The organism is Nostoc sp. NMS4 (genome assembly GCF_017115095.1).
Classification (GTDB): domain Bacteria; phylum Cyanobacteriota; class Cyanobacteriia; order Cyanobacteriales; family Nostocaceae; genus Nostoc.
In genome coordinates this window covers 1-24,008 of the sequence record NZ_JABXKI010000219.1, presented here as the reverse complement: position 1 = coordinate 24,008, position 24,008 = coordinate 1, and the positions used below count along the sequence as shown (strand labels likewise).

The 24,008-nt window shown below is 42.4% G+C and carries 28 protein-coding genes, 1 tRNA gene and 1 pseudogene; 17 read left to right on the top strand and 13 right to left on the bottom strand.

Annotated features, from left to right (window positions below):
* Positions 1-217: 217 nt before the first annotated feature.
* Positions 218-340 (bottom strand): hypothetical protein, encoded by a 123-nt coding sequence (locus tag HWQ37_RS18980; protein ID WP_292749640.1) that lies wholly within the window; start codon positions 338-340, stop codon positions 218-220.
* 154 nt (positions 341-494) lie between these two features.
* Here HWQ37_RS18980 and HWQ37_RS18975 point away from each other — a divergent pair, with 154 nt between their 5' ends.
* The 6 genes from HWQ37_RS18975 (at position 495) to HWQ37_RS18950 (ending at position 4,293) form a co-directional block, all read left to right on the top strand.
* Entirely contained in the window at positions 495-1,319 is an 825-nt protein-coding gene (locus HWQ37_RS18975) for an alpha/beta fold hydrolase (protein ID WP_292749638.1), read from the top strand.
* 116 nt (positions 1,320-1,435) lie between these two features.
* The gene (locus tag HWQ37_RS18970; RefSeq protein ID WP_292749636.1) at positions 1,436-2,182 is read left to right on the top strand and encodes an SDR family NAD(P)-dependent oxidoreductase; all 747 of its coding nucleotides are present in this window, start codon (positions 1,436-1,438) and stop codon (positions 2,180-2,182) included.
* Between the two features lie 200 nt (positions 2,183-2,382).
* A complete protein-coding gene (locus tag HWQ37_RS18965; RefSeq protein ID WP_292749634.1) occupies positions 2,383-2,589 on the top strand; it encodes a hypothetical protein in 207 nt (68 codons plus the stop codon).
* Entirely contained in the window at positions 2,589-3,077 is a 489-nt protein-coding gene (locus HWQ37_RS18960) for a GNAT family N-acetyltransferase (RefSeq protein ID WP_292749632.1), read from the top strand. The genes HWQ37_RS18965 and HWQ37_RS18960 overlap by 1 nt, the downstream gene beginning before the upstream one ends.
* The gene (locus tag HWQ37_RS18955; protein ID WP_292749630.1) at positions 3,078-3,755 is read left to right on the top strand and encodes a ComF family protein; all 678 of its coding nucleotides are present in this window, start codon (positions 3,078-3,080) and stop codon (positions 3,753-3,755) included.
* Positions 3,756-3,837: 82 nt separating this feature from the next.
* Positions 3,838-4,293: a PPC domain-containing protein gene (locus tag HWQ37_RS18950; RefSeq protein WP_292749628.1), complete on the top strand. Its 456-nt coding sequence runs from the start codon at positions 3,838-3,840 to the stop codon at positions 4,291-4,293.
* 86 nt (positions 4,294-4,379) lie between these two features.
* On the opposite strand, the gene cobS is transcribed toward HWQ37_RS18950, so the two are convergent.
* On the bottom strand, positions 4,380-5,153 hold the full coding sequence (gene cobS, locus HWQ37_RS18945) for an adenosylcobinamide-GDP ribazoletransferase (RefSeq protein ID WP_292749626.1): 774 nt from the start codon (positions 5,151-5,153) through the stop codon (positions 4,380-4,382).
* Positions 5,154-5,531: 378 nt separating this feature from the next.
* Here cobS and HWQ37_RS18940 point away from each other — a divergent pair, with 378 nt between their 5' ends.
* From HWQ37_RS18940 to psbM, 5 genes are all read left to right on the top strand, one after another.
* Positions 5,532-5,984 carry a hypothetical protein gene (locus HWQ37_RS18940; protein ID WP_094347994.1) on the top strand — a complete coding sequence of 151 codons (453 nt, stop codon included), beginning with the start codon at positions 5,532-5,534 and terminating at the stop codon, positions 5,982-5,984.
* A 386-nt stretch (positions 5,985-6,370) separates the two neighbouring features.
* Positions 6,371-7,519 (top strand): tRNA guanosine(34) transglycosylase Tgt, encoded by a 1,149-nt coding sequence (gene tgt / locus HWQ37_RS18935; protein WP_292749624.1) that lies wholly within the window; start codon positions 6,371-6,373, stop codon positions 7,517-7,519.
* A 78-nt stretch (positions 7,520-7,597) separates the two neighbouring features.
* Positions 7,598-7,735 carry a photosystem II reaction center protein K gene (locus HWQ37_RS18930; RefSeq protein WP_006195022.1) on the top strand — a complete coding sequence of 46 codons (138 nt, stop codon included), beginning with the start codon at positions 7,598-7,600 and terminating at the stop codon, positions 7,733-7,735.
* A gap of 185 nt (positions 7,736-7,920) precedes the next feature.
* The gene (locus tag HWQ37_RS18925; RefSeq protein ID WP_099102678.1) at positions 7,921-8,217 is read left to right on the top strand and encodes a 2Fe-2S iron-sulfur cluster-binding protein; all 297 of its coding nucleotides are present in this window, start codon (positions 7,921-7,923) and stop codon (positions 8,215-8,217) included.
* Positions 8,218-8,394: 177 nt separating this feature from the next.
* Complete coding sequence (gene psbM, locus HWQ37_RS18920) at positions 8,395-8,511, top strand: photosystem II reaction center protein PsbM (RefSeq protein ID WP_084227279.1); 117 nt, start codon at positions 8,395-8,397, stop codon at positions 8,509-8,511.
* A gap of 130 nt (positions 8,512-8,641) precedes the next feature.
* On the opposite strand, the gene HWQ37_RS18915 is transcribed toward psbM, so the two are convergent.
* From HWQ37_RS18915 to psbZ, 6 genes are all read right to left on the bottom strand, one after another.
* Complete coding sequence (locus tag HWQ37_RS18915; RefSeq protein WP_292749622.1) at positions 8,642-9,493, bottom strand: universal stress protein; 852 nt, start codon at positions 9,491-9,493, stop codon at positions 8,642-8,644.
* A gap of 926 nt (positions 9,494-10,419) precedes the next feature.
* A complete protein-coding gene (locus tag HWQ37_RS18910; protein ID WP_292749620.1) occupies positions 10,420-11,685 on the bottom strand; it encodes a glutamate-5-semialdehyde dehydrogenase in 1,266 nt (421 codons plus the stop codon).
* 4 nt (positions 11,686-11,689) lie between these two features.
* Entirely contained in the window at positions 11,690-12,097 is a 408-nt protein-coding gene (locus tag HWQ37_RS18905; protein WP_292749618.1) for a hypothetical protein, read from the bottom strand.
* A gap of 687 nt (positions 12,098-12,784) precedes the next feature.
* Positions 12,785-12,856: transfer RNA gene (locus HWQ37_RS18900), tRNA-Gly, on the bottom strand.
* Positions 12,857-13,059: 203 nt separating this feature from the next.
* Positions 13,060-13,638: a 6,7-dimethyl-8-ribityllumazine synthase gene (ribH, locus tag HWQ37_RS18895; protein ID WP_292749616.1), complete on the bottom strand. Its 579-nt coding sequence runs from the start codon at positions 13,636-13,638 to the stop codon at positions 13,060-13,062.
* Positions 13,639-13,833: 195 nt separating this feature from the next.
* Complete coding sequence (psbZ, locus tag HWQ37_RS18890) at positions 13,834-14,022, bottom strand: photosystem II reaction center protein PsbZ (protein ID WP_292749614.1); 189 nt, start codon at positions 14,020-14,022, stop codon at positions 13,834-13,836.
* Positions 14,023-14,174: 152 nt separating this feature from the next.
* On the opposite strand from psbZ, the gene HWQ37_RS18885 reads away from it, so the two are divergent.
* The gene (locus HWQ37_RS18885) at positions 14,175-16,883 is read left to right on the top strand and encodes a CBS domain-containing protein (RefSeq protein WP_292749612.1); all 2,709 of its coding nucleotides are present in this window, start codon (positions 14,175-14,177) and stop codon (positions 16,881-16,883) included.
* 1 nt (position 16,884) lies between these two features.
* On the opposite strand, the gene HWQ37_RS18880 is transcribed toward HWQ37_RS18885, so the two are convergent.
* The 5 genes and pseudogenes from HWQ37_RS18880 to HWQ37_RS18855 form a co-directional block, all read right to left on the bottom strand.
* Positions 16,885-17,163, bottom strand: a complete 279-nt coding sequence (locus tag HWQ37_RS18880) for a type II toxin-antitoxin system HicA family toxin (protein WP_292749610.1) — start codon at positions 17,161-17,163, stop codon at positions 16,885-16,887.
* Positions 17,156-17,380 (bottom strand): type II toxin-antitoxin system HicB family antitoxin, encoded by a 225-nt coding sequence (locus tag HWQ37_RS18875; protein WP_181931039.1) that lies wholly within the window; start codon positions 17,378-17,380, stop codon positions 17,156-17,158. Before HWQ37_RS18875 ends, HWQ37_RS18880 begins: the two co-directional genes overlap by 8 nt.
* 427 nt (positions 17,381-17,807) lie before the next feature.
* Positions 17,808-18,292: pseudogene (locus HWQ37_RS18870) on the bottom strand (PIN domain-containing protein).
* Positions 18,289-18,534 (bottom strand): UPF0175 family protein, encoded by a 246-nt coding sequence (locus HWQ37_RS18860; RefSeq protein ID WP_118161867.1) that lies wholly within the window; start codon positions 18,532-18,534, stop codon positions 18,289-18,291. The pseudogene HWQ37_RS18870 and the gene HWQ37_RS18860 overlap by 4 nt, the downstream one beginning before the upstream one ends.
* A 161-nt stretch (positions 18,535-18,695) precedes the next feature.
* On the bottom strand, positions 18,696-19,073 hold the full coding sequence (locus HWQ37_RS18855) for a hypothetical protein (protein ID WP_292749601.1): 378 nt from the start codon (positions 19,071-19,073) through the stop codon (positions 18,696-18,698).
* Positions 19,074-19,087: 14 nt separating this feature from the next.
* Here HWQ37_RS18855 and HWQ37_RS18850 point away from each other — a divergent pair, with 14 nt between their 5' ends.
* The 5 genes from HWQ37_RS18850 (at position 19,088) to HWQ37_RS18830 (ending at position 23,999) form a co-directional block, all read left to right on the top strand.
* The gene (locus HWQ37_RS18850) at positions 19,088-20,149 is read left to right on the top strand and encodes an ATP-binding cassette domain-containing protein (RefSeq protein WP_292749599.1); all 1,062 of its coding nucleotides are present in this window, start codon (positions 19,088-19,090) and stop codon (positions 20,147-20,149) included.
* A 96-nt stretch (positions 20,150-20,245) separates the two neighbouring features.
* Positions 20,246-20,572, top strand: coding sequence for a DUF6825 family protein (locus HWQ37_RS18845; RefSeq protein WP_292749597.1), 327 nt, complete (start codon positions 20,246-20,248; stop codon positions 20,570-20,572).
* A gap of 139 nt (positions 20,573-20,711) precedes the next feature.
* Positions 20,712-22,397, top strand: a complete 1,686-nt coding sequence (locus HWQ37_RS18840; RefSeq protein WP_292749595.1) for an ABC1 kinase family protein — start codon at positions 20,712-20,714, stop codon at positions 22,395-22,397.
* Positions 22,398-22,414: 17 nt separating this feature from the next.
* Positions 22,415-23,152 carry a PP2C family protein-serine/threonine phosphatase gene (locus HWQ37_RS18835; RefSeq protein ID WP_292749593.1) on the top strand — a complete coding sequence of 246 codons (738 nt, stop codon included), beginning with the start codon at positions 22,415-22,417 and terminating at the stop codon, positions 23,150-23,152.
* 649 nt (positions 23,153-23,801) lie between these two features.
* Positions 23,802-23,999 carry an NblA/ycf18 family protein gene (locus tag HWQ37_RS18830; RefSeq protein ID WP_041565841.1) on the top strand — a complete coding sequence of 66 codons (198 nt, stop codon included), beginning with the start codon at positions 23,802-23,804 and terminating at the stop codon, positions 23,997-23,999.
* The last annotated feature ends 9 nt before the right edge of the window (positions 24,000-24,008 follow it).

Below are 24,008 nucleotides of genomic sequence, written 5' to 3'. Positions count from 1 at the left end.
ATGTATCATCAGTTATTTATCAGGAACGGTAAGGGGCAAAGGGGGAAGGTTAAAAAGCTATTGCTCCGATGGTGGGCAACTATTATCAATCTTTTACCCTTTACCCTCTTATTTATTAAATTCTGTTGCGATCGATTATTGAATATAGAGGTTTTCCAAATACTGTGAAAAGTCAGATTTGGCAATATCTTTCCACAAGAGGTCTAATTATTACCAGCTATACATTAGCGATCGCTACCACAACATAAAAAGGGTGTTTGGCGACATCCCCACCAAGGTTGAATACACAAGGCTTTGAGGTATTTTCCGACTCGCCGATAGAGAAACCAATATTATTCACTATTAATTAAATAACTCTAAAAACTCTTCACTACAGCATTTTGTAAACTAACCTACCACAAACATGAGAAGGTAAACAAAGGGGAGCATCCCCAATGTGTAAAAACAGAATTTGTCATTGCGATCGAAACGCAGTGAAGCAAAATAGGAGTCACATGAGTACAATCACTACCAAAGACGGTACGCAGATATACTACAAGGACTGGGGAACGGGTCTGACAGTCATCCTCTCGCACGGCTGGCCTCTGAACGCTGATAGCTGGGAAATCCAGGCGCTATTCCTGGCATCGCACAGCTATCGCGTCATCACCCACGATCGCCGTGGTCATGGCAGATCGAGCCAGCCCTGGAATGGTAACGAGATGGATACCTATGCCGAAGACCTCGCCACGCTGATCGAAACGCTTGACTTGAATGGTATTACTCTAATCGGCTTCTCTACGGGTGGCGGTGAAGTCGCCCGCTATATCGGTCGCCACGGCACAGCACGAGTAGCCAAAGCAGGGCTGATTTCCTCAGTCCCGCCGTTGATGCTGAAAACGGAGTCTAATCCTGACGGACTGCCGATCGAGGTCTTCGACAACCTCCGTGCTGGTTCCCTCGGCGATCGCTCGCAGTTATATAAGGATCTCGCTAGCGGCCCGTTCTTTGGTTTCAACCGTCCAGGTGCTAAAGTCTCGCAAGGCATAATCGACTCTTTCTGGTTCCAGGGGCTGCAATCAGGACACAAGAATGCACTCGACTGCATCAAAGCATTCTCTGAAACCGACTTCACCGAGGATCTCAAACGATTCGATGTGCCGACCCTAATTATCCACGGTGACGATGACCAGATCGTGCCAATCAAAGCTGCGGGGCTGGCTTCAGCCAAGATTGTGAAGAATGCCCGTTTAGAAGTCTACGAGGGCGCACCGCACGGTCTCACTAATACTCATGCAGACAGGCTGAACGCAGACCTGCTGTCGTTCCTGAAGGGGTGACACCAAGCCACCGATCTAAAACATCAATGTCGAAGATCCGAACGGGTGCATTCTCGTTTTTTCGCCACCCGTTTTGGAGGACTGTTTCAAACTCAATAACTACAGCACTCATAATCATGAAAAAGCTAGAAGGAAAAATTGCAGTTGTTACAGGTGCATCCAAAGGAATTGGTGCCTCTATTGCCAAACATCTTGCAGCCGAAGGTGCAGCAGTTGTCGTCAACTATTCATCTAGTAAAGAAGGGGCCGATCGCGTTGTCGCCGAGATCGTTAGCAAGGGTGGTAAGGCGATCGCAGTACAGGCAAATGTTGCAAAAAAGGCAGAGATCGAACATCTTTTTGCAGAGACACAGCAGGTATTCGGTAAGCTAGATATTTTGGTCAACAATGCCGGAATTTATGAATTTTCCCCAATCGAAGACATCACCGAAGAGCATTTCCACAAGCATTTCAATCTGAATGTGCTGGGATTAATTCTCACCTCACAACAGGGAGTCAAGCACTTCGGAGCGGCGGGCGGCAGCATCATCAATATCAGTTCGATCGTTAGCACCCTTACGCCCCCCAATGCCTCTGTCTATAGCGCCACCAAAGCGGCAGTCGATGCCGTCACGAAGTCGTTAGCCAAAGAACTAGGTTCACGCAATATCCGTGTCAATTCCATCAATCCTGGTTTGGTGGAAACCGAGGGTACAAACACAGCAGGAATAACCGCAGAAGGCCGCGAACGGACTGAAGCACAAACGCCTCTGGGCCGCATTGGACAGCCAGAGGACATCGCACCTGCTGTCGTCTTCCTCGCGTCCTCCGATTCATCATGGATCACCGGCGAAACGCTGTACATATCGGGTGGATTTCGTTAGGCGTTCGGCGCTGATGCTAATCCCAGCCAACCATTTTCCCCCCCAAGCAACTGCTTACAAAAAGGCAAGAGTTAGGAGTATCAATTAAAACTAAAGTTGCAGGGTTTAGAGCCACGTTTAAAGAAAGAATTATACTTCTCTGCGAGACGCTGCGCGAAGTGTAATTCTTTCTTGCTTCAATCTGGGATAAAAACTTTCGGATGCACCAAGACGAAGATGCAATTCCAGAAGTTGGAAAACTTGATGAATTAGAGATATTTATCAAGATGACTTTTCTCAGCACTGGCAGAATTCACGTCTTGAGAGTACAGCCAGAAATGGACTCTGCAAGAATTGCTATTTGCTGGGTAAATTGGGATATAGAATGCGGAAAATTTTTCTGTGTAAACTTGACCAGCAAATGGTAATGAAAAACTCTTATCAAGATTTTTTAATTCGTGATTGGGTGAAAAGCGATCGCACCAGAGCCGCCGAAGTCATCAGTTATGTATTATCTGAATACGGTCTGGGTTGGGAACCAAAGGGTGCTGACCGAGATGTACTGCGAGTAGAGGAATGTTATTTAGCTACTGGGGGAGAGTTTTGGGTAATTGAACACCAAAGTCAGTTAGTAGGTACTGGAGCATACTACCCCATACACCGGGGCGAAAAAGCTGTCGAAATCCGCAAAATGTATCTTTTGCCCAGCATCAGGGGTTTAGGATTAGGGAAATATTTGTTACAACAGCTAGAAGCAGCGATCGCCAAACGTGGTTTTCAACAAATTTGGATTGAAACCGCCAGTGTTCTGGTGGAAGCAGTCAAGCTGTATGAAAGTAACGGCTACACTCCAGCCACGGGAGTAGAAACAACAAGGTGCGATCGCGTCTATGTTAAATTCCTCAACCAGCCTTAAATGCACACTTGGATTAAAAATCTCACAGGCTTACTCAATCTTTTTCTCCAATCCCATTGCCCTCTATGTCAACGCGCAACTTCCCAAGAATTTTGTCAGAACTGCACCAGACAACTGCAAAAATGTCAACGTAAAGACCCGATTTCTCTATGGCAAGAGCCGATACCAGTGTTTGGCTGGGGGGAATATGGTGGCCCGGTGAAACGAGCGATCGCAGCAATGAAATACGAAAATCAACCCCAAATAGCTCGTCCTTTGGGTCAATGGTTAGGAGAAGCATGGTTGTTAAATTCACCGAGGCGAGATAGCCGGCCTGTAGTAGTTCCCATCCCACTCCACGCTAGCAAACAAAAACTACGTAAATACAATCAAGCCGCACTGATCGCACAAAGCTTCTGCGAAATAACTGGATTAAAATTGAAACTAAACGGTTTAGCAAGAGTGCGAGAAACTGAAGCGCAGTTTGGTTTGTCTGTATCTAAACGAGAAAAAAACTTGGACAAAGCTTTTGCTATTGGGCAAGAATTTCGCCATCATCCTCCAAATGTCCCAGTGCTGTTAGTGGACGACATTTATACTACTGGTGCTACTGCCAGGTCTGCTGTGCAAACACTACGTCAGTATGGAATTGTGGTCTTAGGATTAGTAGCTGTAGCCACTGCTGTCAAAGACGGATAAATCAAGAATGGGCAACCTTTGACAGATAAGTGCATAAATTGACCGAATTACCCTATTTTTGTAGAAAAATTGCTTGAAATGTATGAATAAAGTTTTTGCGGCAGGTTTAAAACAACTCATCATCATTCCTGCCACATTGCTGGCAATAGGCATAAGTACAAGTGCAGCTTTTGCTCAAAATAAATTGTATAGTCCAATTCCTTTATCTAACAGTACTGAAATTGACGATCGCCTTTCAGACAAAGATATTCCCACAGGACAAGGTGGGTTTGCCCGTGATTACACTGTGAAGTTGCAGAAGGGCGATAATTTAGCAGTTGACTTATCATCGGAAAACTTTGACAGCATCATCACACTGCTAGCACCTGATGGTTCAACTCTGGCGGAAAATGATGATGGCCCTGATGGTAGTAGCAATTCCTTACTATTTACTCGCATCGTAGAGACAGGGAATTATGTTATTCGTGTCCGGTCTTTTGGGGAAACTGGGGTTGGGGCTTTTAAACTCAAAGTGACAAAGTTGCAACCGATTAAATGAGTGCTGAGTGCTGAGTGCTGAGTGCTGAGTGCTGAGTTAGGAGTTAAGAGTTAGGAGTTAGGATTTTTCACTCCTCACTCCTAACTTCACAGAGCTGTCAATACGCAGAGAAACAAGGCTTCAGTCCACTCAACGACTGCGCCATAAGTATCTCCGGTGTGTCCGCCTAGTTTGTGGTTGAACCATGCGCCAGTTAAAATGGCGATCGCACTTCCAACAACTATCATCGCCAGTGCGAGAAATAGCTGCTGTTTATCTATCAGCCAAAGTAAACCACTCAAACTAAACAACAACAACAATCCTGGTAACAAATCTTTGTAAGAACGAATGGCTTGTTTGTGAAATGCGCCTTTACCAGTTGCTTTCAGATAAGGATATCGAGCGATCGCTACTTGCTGTCCCCAACGTCCCCAGCCACAAGCAGCCATCAGTAATAACCAACGGTTTTCTGGCATATCCGTTAAGGCGGTTATTTTCAGTATTACCAAGGCGATCGCAGCCATTGCTCCAAAGGCTCCTGTAGCACTATCTGCCATCACCTCTAATCGCCGATTTGGGTCGCCCACTGCCAAACCATCGGCAGTATCCATTGCCCCATCTAAGTGCAATCCTCCAGTGAGCGCAATCCAAATACTTACTACCAAAGCACTACGAGTTAGCACGGGCATACCAATATAATTCATCCCCGTATCTAATAAACCTAAAATTCCCCCAATTATCACCCCGACAAGGGAAGCAAGACGCGCCACCTCTCGAAAGTCCAATCCGTTCAAATACGGTAGTGGAATACTGGTGTAAAATATAATACTAGCTGCCAGCTTTAACAGCAGCTTTTTCCACCACTGTTGCTGTTTCTTCATCTGAATTACATTAATTTTTGGTAAACTGCTGAATAATAGCCTTGATTTCGGTACAACCGACATGACCAGACTTTAAAACTTTAGATAAGATTTACTTCTATCAGATATTCTCCTCGAAAATTTTGTTATGCTGTTCTAAGTGGTAAATAAATAATTGCGGGTAACTTTTATACAAAAAAACGAGTGGTTTAGGAACATTAAAATTCCATCAGGGAGCAAAATTTGTGTTTTGTATTCGTTAACTAAAAACTTACTCCAAATTATTAGACGATTGCCCCATAAAATTGATATTTTTTTAAATGTAGGGAGTAAACAAGCTATTCAATTATGACAGTTTAGCTATGTTGTCGCTTTCCTTAGCTCAATCGCAATTTTCCTATGAGTCACCATCTACCCGACACCAGGATACCAGCTCCGTGCATTATTAACACGGGCATCATTGTGAATAAGCTCGACATCCGGCGATTGCTGGCAGATTTAGGTCGAGTCCACTACATCTACACCCAAGAAGATAAGGTACTGAGCGAGGGTGAAGGGGATGTGATGGAAGTTTTTGCCAATCCACAAAGGTCTACCTTAGTGGCTAACCGAGCGTTGTATCTCAATGTTTGTAGTTTTGATTACTTGGAACTCAAACAGTCATCCCAACAAGAAACCTACTTCGATTTGATGCAAGAAGGAGTGTGTCTGCGGTTGATTCCCCGCTCAACTCCTCTACAAGAGCGACGAGAGCGAAGTTTCAATGTCAGCGCCATAGAAGCGATGATGGAACAAGTACTCTCAGCCCGGTGGGATGCTGAAATTGACGATGACTGTTCTGATTCTTTTTAAATAACAATTATTGCAGTATATACTCGTAAAGTTGGTAACTAGGTTAGTCGTGAATGCTTAAGTGTTCGCTAAACCTCAATTACCAGTTTTAATGTTTGTCCATAATTTAGGGAACTCCAAATAAAAAAATACTCAACTACTTCTTGTGGGGTGGACATCTTGTCCGCCCTTGGCTATGGGCGGACAAGATGTCCACCCCACAAGATTGGATAATTTATTTGTTAGAAGTCCCTTAGCCAAAATAATATTAATTTTGCCCTAATACCATTTGGTTTTATGGCTGCTGGTTATGGATTTCTGAAACTCTTCATCAATTAGCGTTTCACAATCCAAAATCTAAAATCGTTCTACTGAACGCTCACGACAAGTCTAAAATCCAAAATGGCATGAGTGCGAATTTTTCTTTTCAATGTCTTGCTTGCTGTAGTCAGACAAAAGCTAGAGCAGGAGTGTTTTTCACCCCTCACGGTTTTGTAGAAACCCCCAGATTTATGCCAGTAGGAACGCTGGCAAATGTCAAAACTATTACCCCAGCCCAGCTACGAGATACTGGGGCGCAAATGATTTTATCCAATACTTATCATCTTCACCTACAACCAGGAGAAGCGATCGTGGCTGGGGGTGGTGGATTGCATAAATTTATGGGTTGGAACGGCCCAATGCTCACAGATTCGGGTGGGTTTCAGGTCTTCAGCTTAAGCGAGATGCGAAAAATTACTGAAGAAGGTGTGACTTTTCGCTCACCCCATGATGGACGAATTATTAACTTAACACCAGAGCTATCCATTGAGATTCAAAATACTTTGGGGGCTGATGTGATTATGGCCTTTGATGAGTGTCCGCCCTACCCAGCGACTCGCCAAGAGGTAGAAACTGCAACTGAACGGACTTATCGCTGGTTAGAACGCTGCATGGCGGCTCATCAACGCAGTGAGCAAGCGTTGTTTGGGATTGTGCAAGGGGGCGTGTATTTGGATTTGCGTTGCCGTGCGGCAGAAGCTTTGGCTAAGTTGGATTTGCCCGGATATGCCATTGGTGGCGTAAGTGTGGGAGAACCGCCAGAAATGATGGCTGAAATTGTCAAAGTCACAGCACCGCTTCTACCCCCCGATAAGCCGCGTTACTTGATGGGTGTGGGTACTTATCGGGAAATGGCGATCGCTATTGCATCCGGTATAGATTTATTTGATTGCGTAATTCCCACTCGCTGGGCGAGACATGGTACAGCGATAGTCCGAGGCGGACGCTGGAATTTAAAAAATGCTAAGTTTCGTGAAGATTTTACGCCATTAGATGAAACTTGCCCGTGTTACACTTGTCAAAATTTTAGCCGTGCTTATATATCTCATTTGGTGCGATCGCAGGAAATTTTGGCTTATACGTTGTTGAGCATTCACAACATTACCGAACTAATTCGCTTTACGCAAAAAATTAGAGAAGCAATATTAAGCGATCGCTTTGTCGCAGAATTTGGTCACTGGCTCAACTCATCTGAATCAGCATCAGATGAGGCGGAAATCACAAATGACTATTGACCAATGATTGAGACTCAAAGCATGTTAAGATACTTCTCAATTATGAAAGCTGTGTTGGATAGGTGGATTTAAACAAACATGGAAGCAGCACTTTTATTAGCAAAACTGCCAGAAGCTTACCAAATCTTCGATCCTTTGGTAGACGTTCTCCCAGTTATTCCCGTATTCTTCTTGTTGCTTGCTTTCGTTTGGCAAGCAGCCGTGGGATTTAGATAAGTTAATCTATTTTTCAATTTATAGGACAGGTAAAATACCTGTCCTATTTTTTTGTAGCGCCATCTTTGAGAAAGTTAATATTTATTAATATTTTGCAATGAATTATGATAATAAATAAGATGTTAATCAAGCTATGTCAATATGAAGCCTTGAAAGCCAAGCTTACAGTCAAGGAGGAATCAGTTATGGGTAATATCAAATTCGTTAAAGAAAATAAAGAAGTAGTGGCGGCAGATGGTGCTAATCTCCGGCTCAAGGCGATACAAAATGGTATTGATATATATACATTGATTGGCAAGATGACCAATTGCGGTGGTAATGGTCAGTGTGGTACTTGTATCGTGGAGATAGTCGAAGGACTAGAAAATCTTTCCCCCCGCACAGAGGTAGAAAACCGAAAATTCAAGAAAAAGCCGGAAAATTACCGCCTTGCCTGTCAAACTTTAGTGAATGGCTCAGTTAGCGTAGTCACGAAACCTTAAGTTATCAAATCTGTCATGTATCCAGTCAGTAGTCAAAATACTTACTAAAATTAAGTTTCTGCTCTACGAGACGCTACGCGGACATTTTGAATTTTGAATTTTGAATTGGTATAACTCTGTCATCGATAATGCTATCCTAATGTTGTTGACTGGAAATTAAAGAGAGGCTTTCTTGCCATGCAAGTTAATGACCTGGGGTTCATAGCGAGCATTTTGTTCGTACTAGTCCCCGCCGTGTTTTTACTAATTCTTTACATCCAAACTGCTAGCCGCGAAGGTGGAAAAGATAGTTAAGAGTTTGTGTATAAAATAAATAACCCCTGCACCAATAGTGTAGGGGTTTTTATTTATCAAGCAGCAACTGAGTGCTTGGTGCTGAATAGTAAAGACATGACAACAATTCTTATACTCAGCACTGTTTACTTTAAGCGATTGTCCGCGCCAACAATACCGGACAAGTGGCATTGACTCGAACATAGTCAGATAAGGAAGATCCGATGAGCCTATCTATATCAACAAAACTCTTAGCGATCGATGGACGACGATCTGGAGAACCGAGCAATAATAAGTCTATATTCAACTCTTCTGCTAATCGACAAATTTCTTCACCAGGTTTGCCACTGCTGATATAAGAACGCGATTGAATGCCTAGTTTTTCCGCTTCTGCAACTGCGGCTGCTAAAACTGGATTTTTATCTGAATTAACTTTAGTTATTTCCGATTTTTTGCCGCCAAAATCTGTACTAATATTTGCCAAAATCAACTCGCCACCTTGAATATCTCTCAGTAAAAACAGTGCCAACTTCAAGCAATTTTTTGCTGAATCAGAGTTGTCTATTGCCACCATAATTCGCTTAATTCTTTTAACATAAATATCATCTTTTACCAGCAACATGGGGCGAGAAGATAGTTGGAAAACATACTGACTAACTGAGTTCGATAAAATCGATTGCAACCGCTTTAGTCCGCGTGAACCCATAATAATCAAGTCAGCGTCGATTTCATCAGCTACTTGGCAAACTACATCTTTGGGATCGCCTTCACGCAAAATTGAAGAAACTTGGCTAGGATCTAAGTTCAAGGTTTGAATGGCATTCGCCAGAATTTTACCCCCATTTTCCCATTTAGTTGTCATGGTAGCAGCAGCATTTTGTGCTTGAACAACATGCAAAATTGTAACTTTTGCAGATTGAATTGAAGGGACTTCTTTCAGGGTTTTGAGCATTTCTTCTGCGTGTCCCAATCCCGATACAGCCAGCAAAATTCTTCTGATCATCTTACGTAATTTTTGTGAAGTTTACTTTTGTTTTCGCTGTTGGTACTTGGCTATTGTCGGATTTTAACCAACTTATTTTGATAACCTAGTTAGTAATTTGGCACAAATAAACTTTGTTTTTTAGTATTTAACACTCAAACAAATGGCAAAGGATAAAAAACTAAACAAATATTTAAGTTTGTTTGCACTTAGTTACTTAAACTTTTAACTAGATTTCAACTATTCAGCATACTCTCAATTTAGTCTGATGAACTTAATAAATTATGATGTTAGTTATTATTTTTAATCTATGTTTACTTTTGTTAATTAGAGGTTAGTTAAGTATTGCAAATAAATGCAAACATAACTTTATAGTAAAATTGATTTAGTATAAGTCTTAACAGGCGATGTCTACGACGGGCTATGCCTACGCTTCTCGATTTGAATAGTCTACACTCCTCCTAAATTTTCCATATTCTCTACTTTTTTAAGTCTTTTGTAATTTTGGTAACTCATACCAATTCTGTATGAAGATGTGCCAAACTATATGAGGAACGAACCGCAAAGGGCGCATTCGCGCAGCGTCTCGTCAGAGAAGGACACAAAGAAAGAAAGAAAGAAAGAAAATTTGGCGCACTCTCACAAAGAAATGGTATCAGAAAGGATTGCTATATCGGAACATCCGCAAAATACGGCATAACAACATCCGAATTCGGATGTTGTTATAGTTGGAATCATAATTTAATAAGTTAAGTTATGACAGTTAACGATGCAGTTTTGATAGGGATTGAAAGAGTTAAGCAGTTGCTGGCGGATGAAAAGGTTGAACAAAAAATTGATATTTATTTGGAGTGCAGACAGCACTATTGAGGTGTGGGGAATTTAATTTTTCACGGTGATTTGAGATAGTTTTACTTCAGAATTCTAGTGGATAAATTACGAATTATTTAAAATCTGCCATTTCCCTGAACAATGTGCTTAACGGTGGTCAAGGTTTCCAGGCTGATAAATCCCCGCCGATGACCTTTTTGGTTAGACATGCCGAGAAATACTGAATCTCCCCGCGAAGGGTTGCGGGAAAAACGCGGGGAAGTGTTGATGTAGGTAGAGGCACTGTTAACTCCTAAAGCAAACTGCCGACTTTCCTGGTAAGATTCAGTAACAATGGAGTCGGCATGACCGCTACTGTGTTGATTAATCCAAGCGATCGCAGCCTCTAAGCTATCTACTAGTTTAAAAGCCACTGTCCTGGTTAAATAAGGGTTTCCCCATTCGCCTTCTTTTACTAGTTGCAACTGAGGAAAGGCTTGTACTAGTTCTGCATCCCCTTTAATTTCAAAGCCTTTTTCCATTAAGCTGTTCCACAGAACGGCTAAAGATGATGGCAAGGCTTGACGATGAATTAGTACCTTTTCAATGGCGTTGACTTGATCGGGTTCACTCTGATGACTATTAAGAATCATCAAGCGCACCATTTCTAAGCTACTATTCAGCGACCAGTAGAGATAACAGTTACCCATCGCTGACTTTAAAACTGGGCAAGTTGACTGTCGGACTACCTGCTGCACTAAACTAGAACGTCCGTAGGGAATCACTAAATTCACGTACTGGTCTTGGGTGACTAAATCCCGAATCGAAGCACCATGTTCTGCTGTGATCAGTTCTAGACAGCCTGGAGCTAGACCAACTTCTGCGATCGCATTTTGCAGTGCTTCAGCGATGGCGGCGTTGGAATGGCTAGCTTCGGTACTGCCTTTGAGAATTATACAATTACCAGTTTTGATACAAAAACCTGCTGCGATCGCTCCTAAATCGGGAAACGCTTCATAAATAAATCCAATCACTCCCAAAGGCATTAACTGGGTGTAACTTTGGGAATCTTCTAGTTGATAATCAGCAGTTCTGACGCGTCGCAGCGGATCTGATAATTCCCCCAACCGTTGTAAAATGTCTACTGTCATCTCTAGCCTTGTGGGAGTCAGCTTCAGCCAGTCCAATATCAAGTCAGGCACTGCCATTTCCCGACTGGCTTCTAAATCCAAGGTATTGGCTTCTAGAATGTCGTCAAATGAGCGCTCAATCGCCTGGGCCATCGCCAATACTGCACGACTTCGATCTGCTCCCTTGGTAAGCCCCAACTTTAGGGAAGCTTGATAGGCTCGTTGGGCACTAGTAATCGGTTCGGGGTAGTCATCCAAAACTTCAACAGTCATTGAGTTAACGTCTGTAGGTGAGCCAGACCATTAGTGCTGGTAAAATAGCCAATAGCACCGCCACCATTGCCCAAGCAATAATGCTGGAACCATTTGCTAATCGCAGTGCTAATGGCAGCCATATAATCACTAGCACGAAAATAATGCCCAGTGCTATAGGCAGATAGCTTTCTCCCAAGCGGGGATGGACAATATGCCAACTATTTCCCATCCAACGCCAAGCCCGTTTGTAGGGATAGGTGGTGGAAAGCTGTTCTAGGACATGACCATTATCTTCTACGACAAAGATTTGCTGACAGCGATCGCAACCAAATGCTTCTGTCAGCGTAATCGGAATTAACTGACCCCGGCGACGACAGGGACAGGGGTATTCGGTATTGAAATCGATTTTTTCGGGTTTTTGAGATTGCACAAGCGTTCTAATAACTTGAGCGTGTTTTACACGAACTGCGAAAATATAATGCCTTGGTAAACACCTTAGAGGCTTCTGTCTTTATATACATAAAAAGGAGATGCAAACATTGCCCTGATTACAAACAGTAGATGCAGCTAACTTTAAGTATCCTACTAATTGCCAAATCAGTACGGAGTTATCTATTTGTAATTTTTCCCCATAGCTGGCGATCTTGTTTAAAAATTTCCTTCTCTTCATCTGTGGCTGGCTTTCAAGGTAATGTGGTTGCGTTTTTGGGGATTTATTTATTCTGCTGACACACCTGGTACAATTTTAAGCATGGGTGGCGATCGCTCCTAAAGCAAATCCTTTGGGAAGGCTACGCTCATAAACAACACACATCAACAAACGCGCTAATTTGCCTTTGGGTCACTATATATTACTATCACTTCTCAAGGTTAGATCGGCATTATGTCCAATCTGTATTCCTTAGAATTCATAAGCGTTTTCAGCGCGGGAATTGCCAAAACATTTATATTTAGTGTGTAACTCTTTGTCCAAATATATAGATTGTGGCTAATCTTGCCTGAACTGTCCACATTTGGAGTGGTTTACAAGAGTGCAGAGCTAATCTACGAACACTTCAACGCACCCTAAAAATACTAAACCTCTTGGAATTATTAAATTCAAGAGGTTTTAGTTGGAAGCGGGTAACGCGATTCGAACGCGCGACATTCACCTTGGCAAGGTGACGCTCTACCACTGAGCTATACCCGCGATCATCACCCAAATATTAATATCTCAGATTTCTCTGTAATTGTCAACCCCCTTTAATTATTGGGATTGGGATTGGGGAGCAGGGATTGGGATTGGGATTGGGGAGCAGGGATTGGGGAGCAGGGAGCAGGGAGCAGGGGAGGCAGGGGGAGAAGAATTAATAACCAATGCCCCATGCCCCATGCCCCATGCCCCATGCCCAATTAACTTATTTCTTCTGACTCCACAGTTAAATTACCGACGCTGGCACTTGGAAAAGATGCTGGCAAAGACTGGCTATTACGAGAATATGGCTCTGCCAGGTTAGAACGCAGTTGCCGCATCAGGCTTGCCATTTCTAAGGCATTCAGGGCGTAATCCCAGCCATGATTACCTTTTATGCCCGCTCGTTCTAAGGCTTGCTGCATAGTGTCTACTGTCAAAATGCCAAAAATTACTGGCACTCCAGTTTGAAAGCTAGCGGCGGCGATGCCTTTAGAAACTTCGGCGGATACGTAATCAAAATGGGGTGTTTGTCCTCGAATCACTGCGCCAAGACAAATTACAGCATCATAACGATGGGAAAGTGCTAATTGGCGAGCCACTAAAGGTACTTCAAAACTTCCCGGAACCCAAACATAGTCCACCTGATTACCTTGGGGATTTGGGTCTACACCGTGGCGTTTTAAACAATCTTGACATCCCTCTAGCAGCTTGCCGGTAACGAGATCATTGAATCGACCAATCACCACTGCAAACCGCAAAGGCTCCGTTTGGGTAAAAGTTCCCTCGAAAACTGCCATGACTGCCTCTTTATCAACTATACTTCTGTGCCAATATACATTTCTTATTTAAATGTAGAAGAGCAGGAAAGCGCGGTCAGAATGGAAGTTATCAGGAAAAAGAAAAAAATCTCTTGTTTCCCTTAACCTTTGACCTTGGCTTTTCTGCCCTTCTAGTTCTTATATTATGTGTCTGCGCCAGAGTGAAGCCGTCGCCTACACGACAAAAAAGTTTAACAAACCAACTAAAAATACCAAACCAATCCAGACACCAGAACCAACCCAGAGCAGTTTTTTAGATTCACCCCAACTTTGGGGAGTGGCGTAAGCAACTGGAACGCCCACAACTAGGACAAAAGACAACAGGACTAGACCTATCAAGGCAAATTGGAATATTATGGTCATTTTTGATTCTCCCAATACAGTGAAATACTAAGGATAGAATATCCTAAAGGGCGACACTGACACTTTCTGATTATTTTTAAGCTAGCAGAAATTGCAACACTTTAGTCATTTGTCCTTTCGTCTAAGTACTAATGACTAATGGCTAATGAAGTATGGATTTAATTCTTTGCCACACAACAGCTGATTTTGACGCACTAGGAGCAGCCGTAGGGTTAACGCGCCTACTACCGGGAAGTAAGATTGTGCTGACTGGCGGTTCTCACCCTCCGGTAAGGGATTTTTTAGCATTGCATCGGGATGAATATCCGCTAATTGAACGCCGTTCGGTGAATTCAGAAAAAATTCGCTCTCTGACTGTGGTAGATACGCAACAGCGCGATCGCTTGGGTAAGGCTGCTGAGTGGTTAGATTTACCCAATCTAAAAGAGATTATAGTTTATGACCATCACTTAGGGCAAGAATCAGATATTCCCGCCACGCGATCGCATATTGACTCGGTAGGAGCAACCACAACTTTAATCGTTGAGCAATTGCAACAACAGGAAATTTCCCTGACTCCTGCGGAAGCAACTGTGATGGCTTTGGGTATCCACGTTGACACTGGCTCTTTGACTTATGACCAGTCCACACCACGGGATGCCTTAGCTTTGGCTTGGTTGATGGAACAAGGTGCAAGTTTATCAGTAATTTCCACCTACCGTGACCCCGGTTTGTCTGTGCAATTGCAGCAGTTATTAACTGAGGCGTTGGAAAATTTAGAATATCTTTGTCTACGCGGATATACTGTTGCTTGGGTAACTCTCAAAACTGAGGCTTTTGTGCCGGGGTTATCGAGTTTGGCATCGCAACTAGTGGAATTAACTGAAATTGATGCCTTACTGTTGGCTAATGAGTATCTAGGTAAAGGGGATTCAAGCTTAAGTGTGATTGGGCGATCGCAAATTCCCAAAACGAATCTTAACCTATTATTTCAACTCTTGGGCGGTGGCGGTCATTCGCAAGCCGCATCGCTAAATCTACGCCAAGTTGATTCAGAGGCAATATTAAAACAACTCGTTGATGGAGTGAAAGCACAAATTCCCCATCCCCCCACTGCTAGGGATTTGATGTCTTCTCCTGTCCGCACGATTCTGCCTGAAACCACAATTGCCGAAGCCCAGCGCATTTTATTACGCTATGGACACTCTGGTTTATCTGTAGTCGATACTCAAGGGCAACTAGTAGGTATTATTTCGCGGCGCGATATTGATATCGCCTTACACCACGGGTTTAGTCATGCGCCAGTCAAGGGCTACATGACAAGAAATCTCAAAACGATTACACCAGATACAACATTGCCACAAATTGAGTCGGTAATGGTGACTTATGATATTGGACGCTTACCAGTATTGGAAAATGAGCAGTTAGTCGGCATTGTCACTCGTACTGATGTCTTGCGGGAATTACATCAAAACAGTGGTGATTTTCGAGTGCTGAGTTCTGAGTCTCAATCATTACTCGCCCCATTACCGCTAACAGGACTCAGGATGGAGTTGCAAAATAAACTTGCTCCTCGATTGTGGCAATTACTCACCACAGCATCGCAAGAGGCAGAAAAACGGGGTTGGCATCTTTATCTAGTGGGTGGTGCTGTGCGGGATTTACTGTTAGCCCAAGCATCAAGCACTTTGATGATTAAAGATATTGACCTCGTAGTTGATGGCTTTCACAAATCAGCAGATGTCGGTGCTGGTGTGGAACTAGCAAAGGCACTACAAAAACTTTATCCTACAGCTCGTTTAGAAATCCACGGGGCTTTTCAAACTGCGGCTTTGTTGTGGCACAAAGACCCAGAATTAGATTCGCTATGGGTAGATATTGCTACCGCCAGAACAGAATTTTATCCTTATCCGGCGGCGAATCCAGAAGTTGAGGCGAGTTCTATTCGGCAAGACTTATATCGTCGAGATTTTACCATCAATGCGATCGCCTTGCGCCTGACTTCCCCTCGTGCTGGTGAATTACTCGATTTTTTTGGCGGATTACTAGATTTACAAGCTAAACAAATTCGAGTTTTACACGCCAACAGCTTTATAGAAGACCCCACCCGGATTTATCGCGGTGTGCGGTTTGCTGTGCGCTTCGGATTTCAGATAGAACCGCAAACTGAAGAGTTTATCCGCTATGCCATCGACAGTGGTGTTTACGATCGCACTGCTCAAGAGAATAGCAGAACTCCAGCCCTGCAAACTCGACTAAAAACAGAATTAAAACACATCCTAGAAGCCCCTTACTGGAAATCAGCTTTACAGTTACTCGATAACTTAGGGGCATTGCAATGCATCCATCCTACTCTAAAACTAGATGTGGAAGTTCTACGACAATTACGTTTGCTAGAAAGCTGTTTGCGGCGATTTGATGCTGAACAAACCCTCATTCATTGGGAAATGCGTTTAGAAACGTTAATCGCCCATCTATTACCACAATATCGGGCAAAAGTAGCAAAAAATCTGCAACTACAAGAAGATGGTATTAAACGCTTGCAAAACTTGGCTTCTGCCCAAGCTGAGGTAATAGAATTTTTGCCTAAGTGTGAAAGTCCTAGTCAAGTAATGCAGTTGTTGCGACAATATGATTTACCAATGCTGATTTTAATCGCTATGCAAAGTCCGCGATCGCTTAGACATCCGATTTGGGAATATTTAACTGTTTGGGCGAATGTGCAGCCACTACTGAATGGCAATGATTTAAAAAAACTTGGTTACAAACCAGGGCCGCAATATCGGCAAATATTAGATGATATGCTTGCTGTTACCTTGGATGGAGTAATTAAAGATACGGCTGAAGCTGAGGAGTTTTTAGCACAACACTATCCTAAATGAATTAGTGAAGCGATCGCTCATATATTTGTGGAGTGTTGAGCAATAGATTATAAATGCAAGTTTCATCATCAGGCGGATCATTTTCATCAGGTTTGATAGCTTGTATAACCTGTTGAACTATCTTTGGGTGTAATACTTTTCCCGAATGAAAAGGAATGACAACCCTGATATTTTCTAGGCGATAGACTCTGTGACTGCCTTTACTTCTAATCTGGATAAAGCCAGCATCCAATAATAGTTTTTCCGCTTCCTTGGCATTTAGTCGCGGTAGTTTAGGCAACCTGAACCTCCAAAGTCATAGTCAGGATTTCCTTCTTTAAAAGTTCCTGTTTCTCTGACTCTGATAAAGTTTCTAGGTAAACTTCAACAGCTTCTTTGATATTTGAACTTACTTCTTCCAAGGAATCACCTTGACTTTGACAGCCCGGAAGTTCTGGAGAATAAGCGTAATACCCATCTTCATCTTTTTCGATAATAATGTTTACTTTGTAAAACATAAAATAATCAACTATCTGATGATAATTAAATCTTAACATTAATATACAGCAGATTGCGCTCTAATCGAATACACGTAGAGACGTAGCACTGCTACGTCTCTACAAGGTTTTGGGTTTTATATATGTACTTCATTTACCTGAAATCTGCTGTATATATATGGTAATCTTTTTATGAAAGCGATAAGCCTGACGACATAGCGATCGCTTACCGCACTACATTAACGCTTTGCAAAAAAAATGCGATCGCATTCTTAGCTAGCTAGATTAAATTGAAAATCTGTAGCTGGCTTTAAACAACAGCATAATTTACCATTAATATGAGAGTGTTTACGTAGGGGAACCCGACATTATTTAAGCTGTTGTTGGGATTTAAGCTGTTGTTGGGTTGCACTGTCGCTTAACCCAACCTACATTACTGATTCAGACATTATTCATTAGCTTCTTTCAGAATACGATAATAGAGTTGATCACCAACTCTAAAAGTTGTTTGAGTAATTAAATCATCCATCACTGATTTTACATTACTAATCAATCCTTTTTTTTTAGCAATTAAAAGCATCCCTAATACCCCTATTAAAGATAATCCTAACTTGTTTGCTTCCTGTCTTCCTAACCTTTCATCAATTAATAGTTGATTGGCGTTTAATTCTACAGCTAATATAATAGCCTCAGCTTCTCCTTGATCTAAATTAAACTCTAATTTTTTGACTAATTGTTTATTAGTAACACTTTGTATTCTATCCAATTAGCATTTGTTATGGCGTTATTAACTTTTTCTCCTGCTCTAATATCAGTCAATTCATCATATACTGCTTGGGGTATATTCACTTGACCATAAATATTTTCAAGCAAAGACAATTTATCTACCTTTGCTAAACTGCTAAGAGGTGAAGTATTACTAACAATAATCATAGCCAACCTGTTTCTTGAAGAGTTTTAATATCTTCTTCAAACTCTTCTACATCATAGTGGATAGAGATATTACGTTGAGCAAGTAATTGTTGAAATTCTACATAATTCATCTCAGCAATTTTACTGGCTTTACCTAGACTAACCCTTTCTTGTTGAAAAAGCATAACCGCAATTTCTACTAATAGTTCACTCGCTGTCATTCGACTAGAATTTAGAATTTCATCAGAAATAGTTAAACTCATAATTTAATCTCCTTAAAAACAGCAAATTCTCTGTAAAATCAGCCCCGAAAATTACCCAAAATGAGCTAATTTGATCAAGCAAAACTGGTCTTTACCAAATATCTATTATAAACGATTATTTTACCTGCGTCCCTATACTAAAAATCCTGATTCAGACATTTTCACGGTTTAATTAAAGATTCTTCAGACTGGCGATATTTAGTAATTAACTTACGTGTTTTTAGGGGTGAAAAAAGCAGCATGGAAAGTGCGGGTAAACTGGTTCCTGTTAGTGCTAACAAAAGAAATGGATTTAGAAAGCTTGCTATTATCCCAGTTCCTACACTAGCTCCAAATCCTAATGTTAGTAGTATTAGTACAGTTGTAAATGAGTCTTCAGCCAAATTTATAACCCAATCCCTAGCCAGTAACACAGATTCAATCACATAGAAGCCCACATACAAACCCACAGCCCCACCCACATACAAACCCACAACCGCCCCAGCCCAACCCACAAAGAAACCCACAAAGAAACCCACAACCGCAGCCGCCCCACCCACAGCCTCACGACCAAGTGACAGAAGTTACCTGGCAACTCACACCTGATGGTTTACAAGTATATGGAGGGAATTTTTCTCAGTATCGAGAACAGAAAGAAATCGAGTTAGAAGTCGCATTGCGATCGCACGAAGCCGCCAGAAAGGAACTCAAACGTACCCAAGCCACAGCGATGCAAGAACAGCAGCGCGCAGCCCAATCTAGTCGCAACGGTCGCGCCAAGCTTCTGAATGGTAGTATTGATAGAATGGCAGCCGGACTGATTAAAACAAAAGCTGAAGTGTCTACTGGAACTGCGAAGAAGAAACATGAAGCAGCAGTAGCAAAGGCTAATCAAAAGGTTGCACAGACAAAGATCAAAACTACCAAAGTCACGAGTATTCAGCTAGAAGAAAAAAATCAAAAGCGCCGAAATCTAATTAATATCCAGGGTGCAAATCTTAGGATATCAGAGCGTCTATTGATTCAAAATATTCAACTGCATATATCATCTAGCGATCGCATAGCCATTATCGGCGCAAATGGTTCTGGTAAATCGAGTCTGGTAAAGGCAATTTTGGGAATGGAAAACCAAGCAGCGCTTTTAGAATCAGGTGAAGTTTTGCTCACACCAACGATGAAAGCTGTATATCTCGATCAAACCTACGAATTGGTAAATCGCCAATACACAATTCTGGAAAATATGCAAGCTGCCAATCCTGATCTCAGCTATCAGCTTTTACGTCAACAGTTGGGACACTTTCTCTTTAAATATGATGACGTTCACAAAAGCGCCTCTGTACTGAGTGGGGGTGAATTAGCAAGATTAGCGATTGCTATGATTAGTATCTCAGAAATCGATCTACTGATTCTCGATGAGCCAACTAATAACCTAGATATTGAAACCGTTGAACAAATGGTAGTAGGTATCAATGATTACCAAGGAGCTATTTGGGTAATTTCCCACGATATCGATTTCCTCAGCCGGATTAACATTACCCAAGGTTTCAAATTGAGGGAAAAAACTTTGCAAACGACTACTTATTTACCCAGTACACCAGAGCAATATTATCGAGAGTTGCTGGAATGTCATAAATAAAGCGATCGCCTCAGATAAATTTCTAGCTCAACAATAGAAGCCGCAAAGCATACAGGCAAGTTATAATTCTCTTGCGGTGCAACGTAACAAAAATTTATGAGTAATCCCCTTGTGCAAGCCTTTTTCGTAGGCAGAGCGGTAGCTGAAGTAGTTAATGAGCGCTTAGAGGTCGCCTTGACCGATGCTTTGAGCGATCTGGGCAAATTTGATGCAGAAGCTAGAGAGCAGCTGCGCCAGTTTACAGAAGAAGTCCTAGAGCGGGCAAATCGGGCAACAGAAGCAGCTAATGCCGGTCAAGCTACCGCAGGTACTGGGCAAACCAGTTCTGGTTCCGGTGACTTGCAAGCAGATATTGACGAATTAAGAGCCGAAATTGCCCTGTTACGAACAGAATTGCAACATTATCGCCGAACTTCTGCATAAATTTTAGTCATTGGGCATTGGGCAAATAACTAATGACAAATGACAAATGACAAAGGACACTTAAGAGAAAAACAGTTTAGGAATCAGAGTGTCTTTTCTTCCAAGTGATTCGGTTGCAAACCAACGGTACACAAAGTATATGGAACAAGGTTATTCAGAGAAGGCATACCGTTGGAATCGGGAAAAATACTCTAGCAGACGGCGTTTTGTGGACATTTGGTCTTTTGTCTTGACCTTATTGTTCAAACTTTGGCTATACAACAAATCTTGGAGTTATCCGGGTGGTGTGACTGACACAAAGCAAACTACAAGACGCAAAACCCAAGCAGTCTGGATTCGCAATACCCTACTGGATTTAGGGCCAACCTTCATCAAAGTTGGGCAATTGTTTTCTACCCGTGCTGATATCTTCCCTGGTGAATATGTAGAAGAACTAGCCAAGTTACAAGACAAAGTACCGGCATTTAGCTATGAGCAAGTAGAAGCGATCGTTGAGAAAGAACTAGGCAAGAAAATTCCTGAACTCTTCCATAATTTTGAACCGATTCCCTTAGCTGCTGCTAGCTTGGGGCAAGTACACAAAGCTGTGCTACATACTGGGGAATCGGTTGTTGTCAAGGTGCAACGTCCTGGACTAAAGAAGTTATTTGAAATAGATTTACAGATTCTCAAAGGAATTACCCGCTACTTTCAAAGCCATCCCAAATGGGGACGGGGACGAGATTGGTTGGGTATTTACGAAGAATGTTGTCGCATTCTTTGGGAAGAAATTGATTATCTTAACGAAGGTCGTAACGCCGATACTTTTCGCCGCAACTTTCGCGGCTACGATTGGGTGAACGTCCCCAGAGTATACTGGCGTTACGCTACTTCTAGAGTACTAACTTTAGAATATCTCCCTGGAATTAAAATTAGTCAATACGAAGCTTTAGAAGCAGCAGGTTTAGATCGAAAGGCGATCGCTCGTCAAGGCGCTCAAGCCTACTTACTCCAATTACTCAATAGCGGCTTTTTCCACGCCGATCCTCACCCAGGCAATATTGCCGTCAGTGCAAATGGCGCTTTAATATTCTACGATTTCGGGATGATGGGGCGGATTAAAGCCAACGTCCGCGAAGGATTGATGCAAACACTGTTTGGCATTGCTCAAAAAGATGGCGATCGCGTTGTGCAATGTCTGATCGAGTTAGGCGCGATCGCCCCAACTGATGATATAGGCCCAGTGCGGCGTTCCGTCCAGTATATGCTGGACAATTTCATGGATAAGCCCTTTGAAAATCAATCAGTCGCGGCAATCAGTGACGACCTTTACGAAATAGCTTATAATCAGCCATTTAGATTTCCAGCAACTTTCACTTTCGTGATGCGAGCCTTTTCTACCCTAGAAGGGGTAGGCAAAGGCTTAGATCCAGAGTTTAACTTTATGGAAGTTGCCAAACCGTATGCAATGCAACTTATGACCGATATGAATGGTTCTGAGGGGAATAGCTTTCTTAACGAATTAAGTCGCCAAGCAGCTCAGGTAAGTAGTACCGCCTTTGGTCTACCACGTAGATTAGAGGATACACTAGAGAAGCTAGAGCAAGGAGATATGCGCTTGCGCGTTCGGTCTATAGAAACCGAACGTCTGCTGCGGCGACAGAGCAGTATTCAGCTCTCAATAAGCTATGCTCTGTTAATCAGCGGTTTCACGCTTTCAGCTACTATTTTAGTGGTTAAGGATTATGTATGGTTAGCACTGCTGCCTGGTTTAATTGCAGCCGCGCTCTCAGTAATCCTGATCCGATTACTTTTACGCCTCGACCGTTACGATCGTATGTATTAATTGTTGCAAAAAAAATTATGAAACTTAATTTCACGGGTTTTAGCGATCCGGGACTTATTCGTTCTAATAATCAGGATGCTTACTATATAGACCCAGAAGGGCGATTTTTCGTTGTTGCTGATGGCATGGGTGGTCATGCCGGCGGTGAGGAGGCAAGTCGGATTGCCACTGGAGAAATTCAGGCATATTTGGTGGCAAATTGGGAAACTTCTAAGTCTTCTCAAGAATTGCTAGAACAAGCTTTGTGGGGTGCTAATGAAGCGATTTTGCACGATCAGCAAAATCATCCCGAACGCGCCGATATGGGAACAACGGTTGTAGCAGTGATTTTTCGCTCCCCAGAGTCGCCTTGGTGCGGTCATGTTGGCGATTCGCGGCTGTATCGCTTTCGAGAGTCGCACTTAGAACAGGTAACAGAAGATCACACTTGGGTAGCACGAGCAATCAAAATTGGTGATATCACCTTAGATGAAGCACGATTACATCCTTTTCGTCATGTATTATCGCGTTGTTTAGGGCGTGAAGACTTGCATCAAATTGATGTACAACCACTAGATGTCAAAGTTGGCGATCGCTTGCTGTTATGTAGTGATGGTCTCACAGAAGAACTTGTCGAACAGAAGATTGCTAACTGCCTCCAAGATAGTCCTTGGCTTGATAAAGCCGCAATCTCTCTTGTTGAGGCTGCCAAGGAGCATGGGGGACACGATAACATCACAGTTGTCATTGTCTCTCTCGAAGAAAATAGTCATTAGTCATTGGTCATTGGTCATTGGTCGATGCTTAGTAACTTTAAACAAATGACAAAGGACAAAAGACAAAGGACAAATCCGGTAAATATACTCAATAATTTGTTCAGCGTGAGCATTTTTCCTTTTTACAATTTGATACAAATATTTTTAGCCTCTAAAATGAAATAAAGAGGCTAAATTTGTATAAATTGGTAAATTGACATCTTGCACGTAATAAGGTAGAGCGACTATAATTCACGCTTATTACCATTAATTCCCAACCTCCGAAGCTTCCTCATGCTTGGGGAGTAAGCATCTTAGGTTTTTTAAACAGAAAAACTAAGACGGGTTTTGCATAGCACCCGATCTTCTCTCAAAGGAGATTTGTGCAAAGCAGGAATGAGTTAGGGAGGTAGTTATACCTATCCTAGACCAAATAGAGCTTATTTTCCGGAATATAGTTCAGTTGACTTGGGTGGTATATCAGTAGGATTAGATGCAAGATATCAGAACAGAAAAAGTCCACTCTTTGGATGTGGGCAATCTGTCAAACAATTGTTATCTTTCGTAATAACGGAGGAACAAATGTTGGACAGATATCAGTCCAAATATTATCCCATTTGGACTTCTGCGATCGATATCACCTTTACGCGTTGTTTTTTCGGAGTTAATTATGAATCAACCAATGAAACTTTCCTTGGAACAGCAATTCAGTATCTGCTCATTTGCTACTCAAGTGCAGAACATGAGCCACGATCAAGCTAAAGACTTTTTAGTTAAGCTCTATGAGCAAATGGTCGTGCGCGAGGCAACTTATCAAGAGCTTCTTAAGCACCAGTGGGGCTTAGATTCCGGTTCCACTATGGCATAGAGTCGTTCT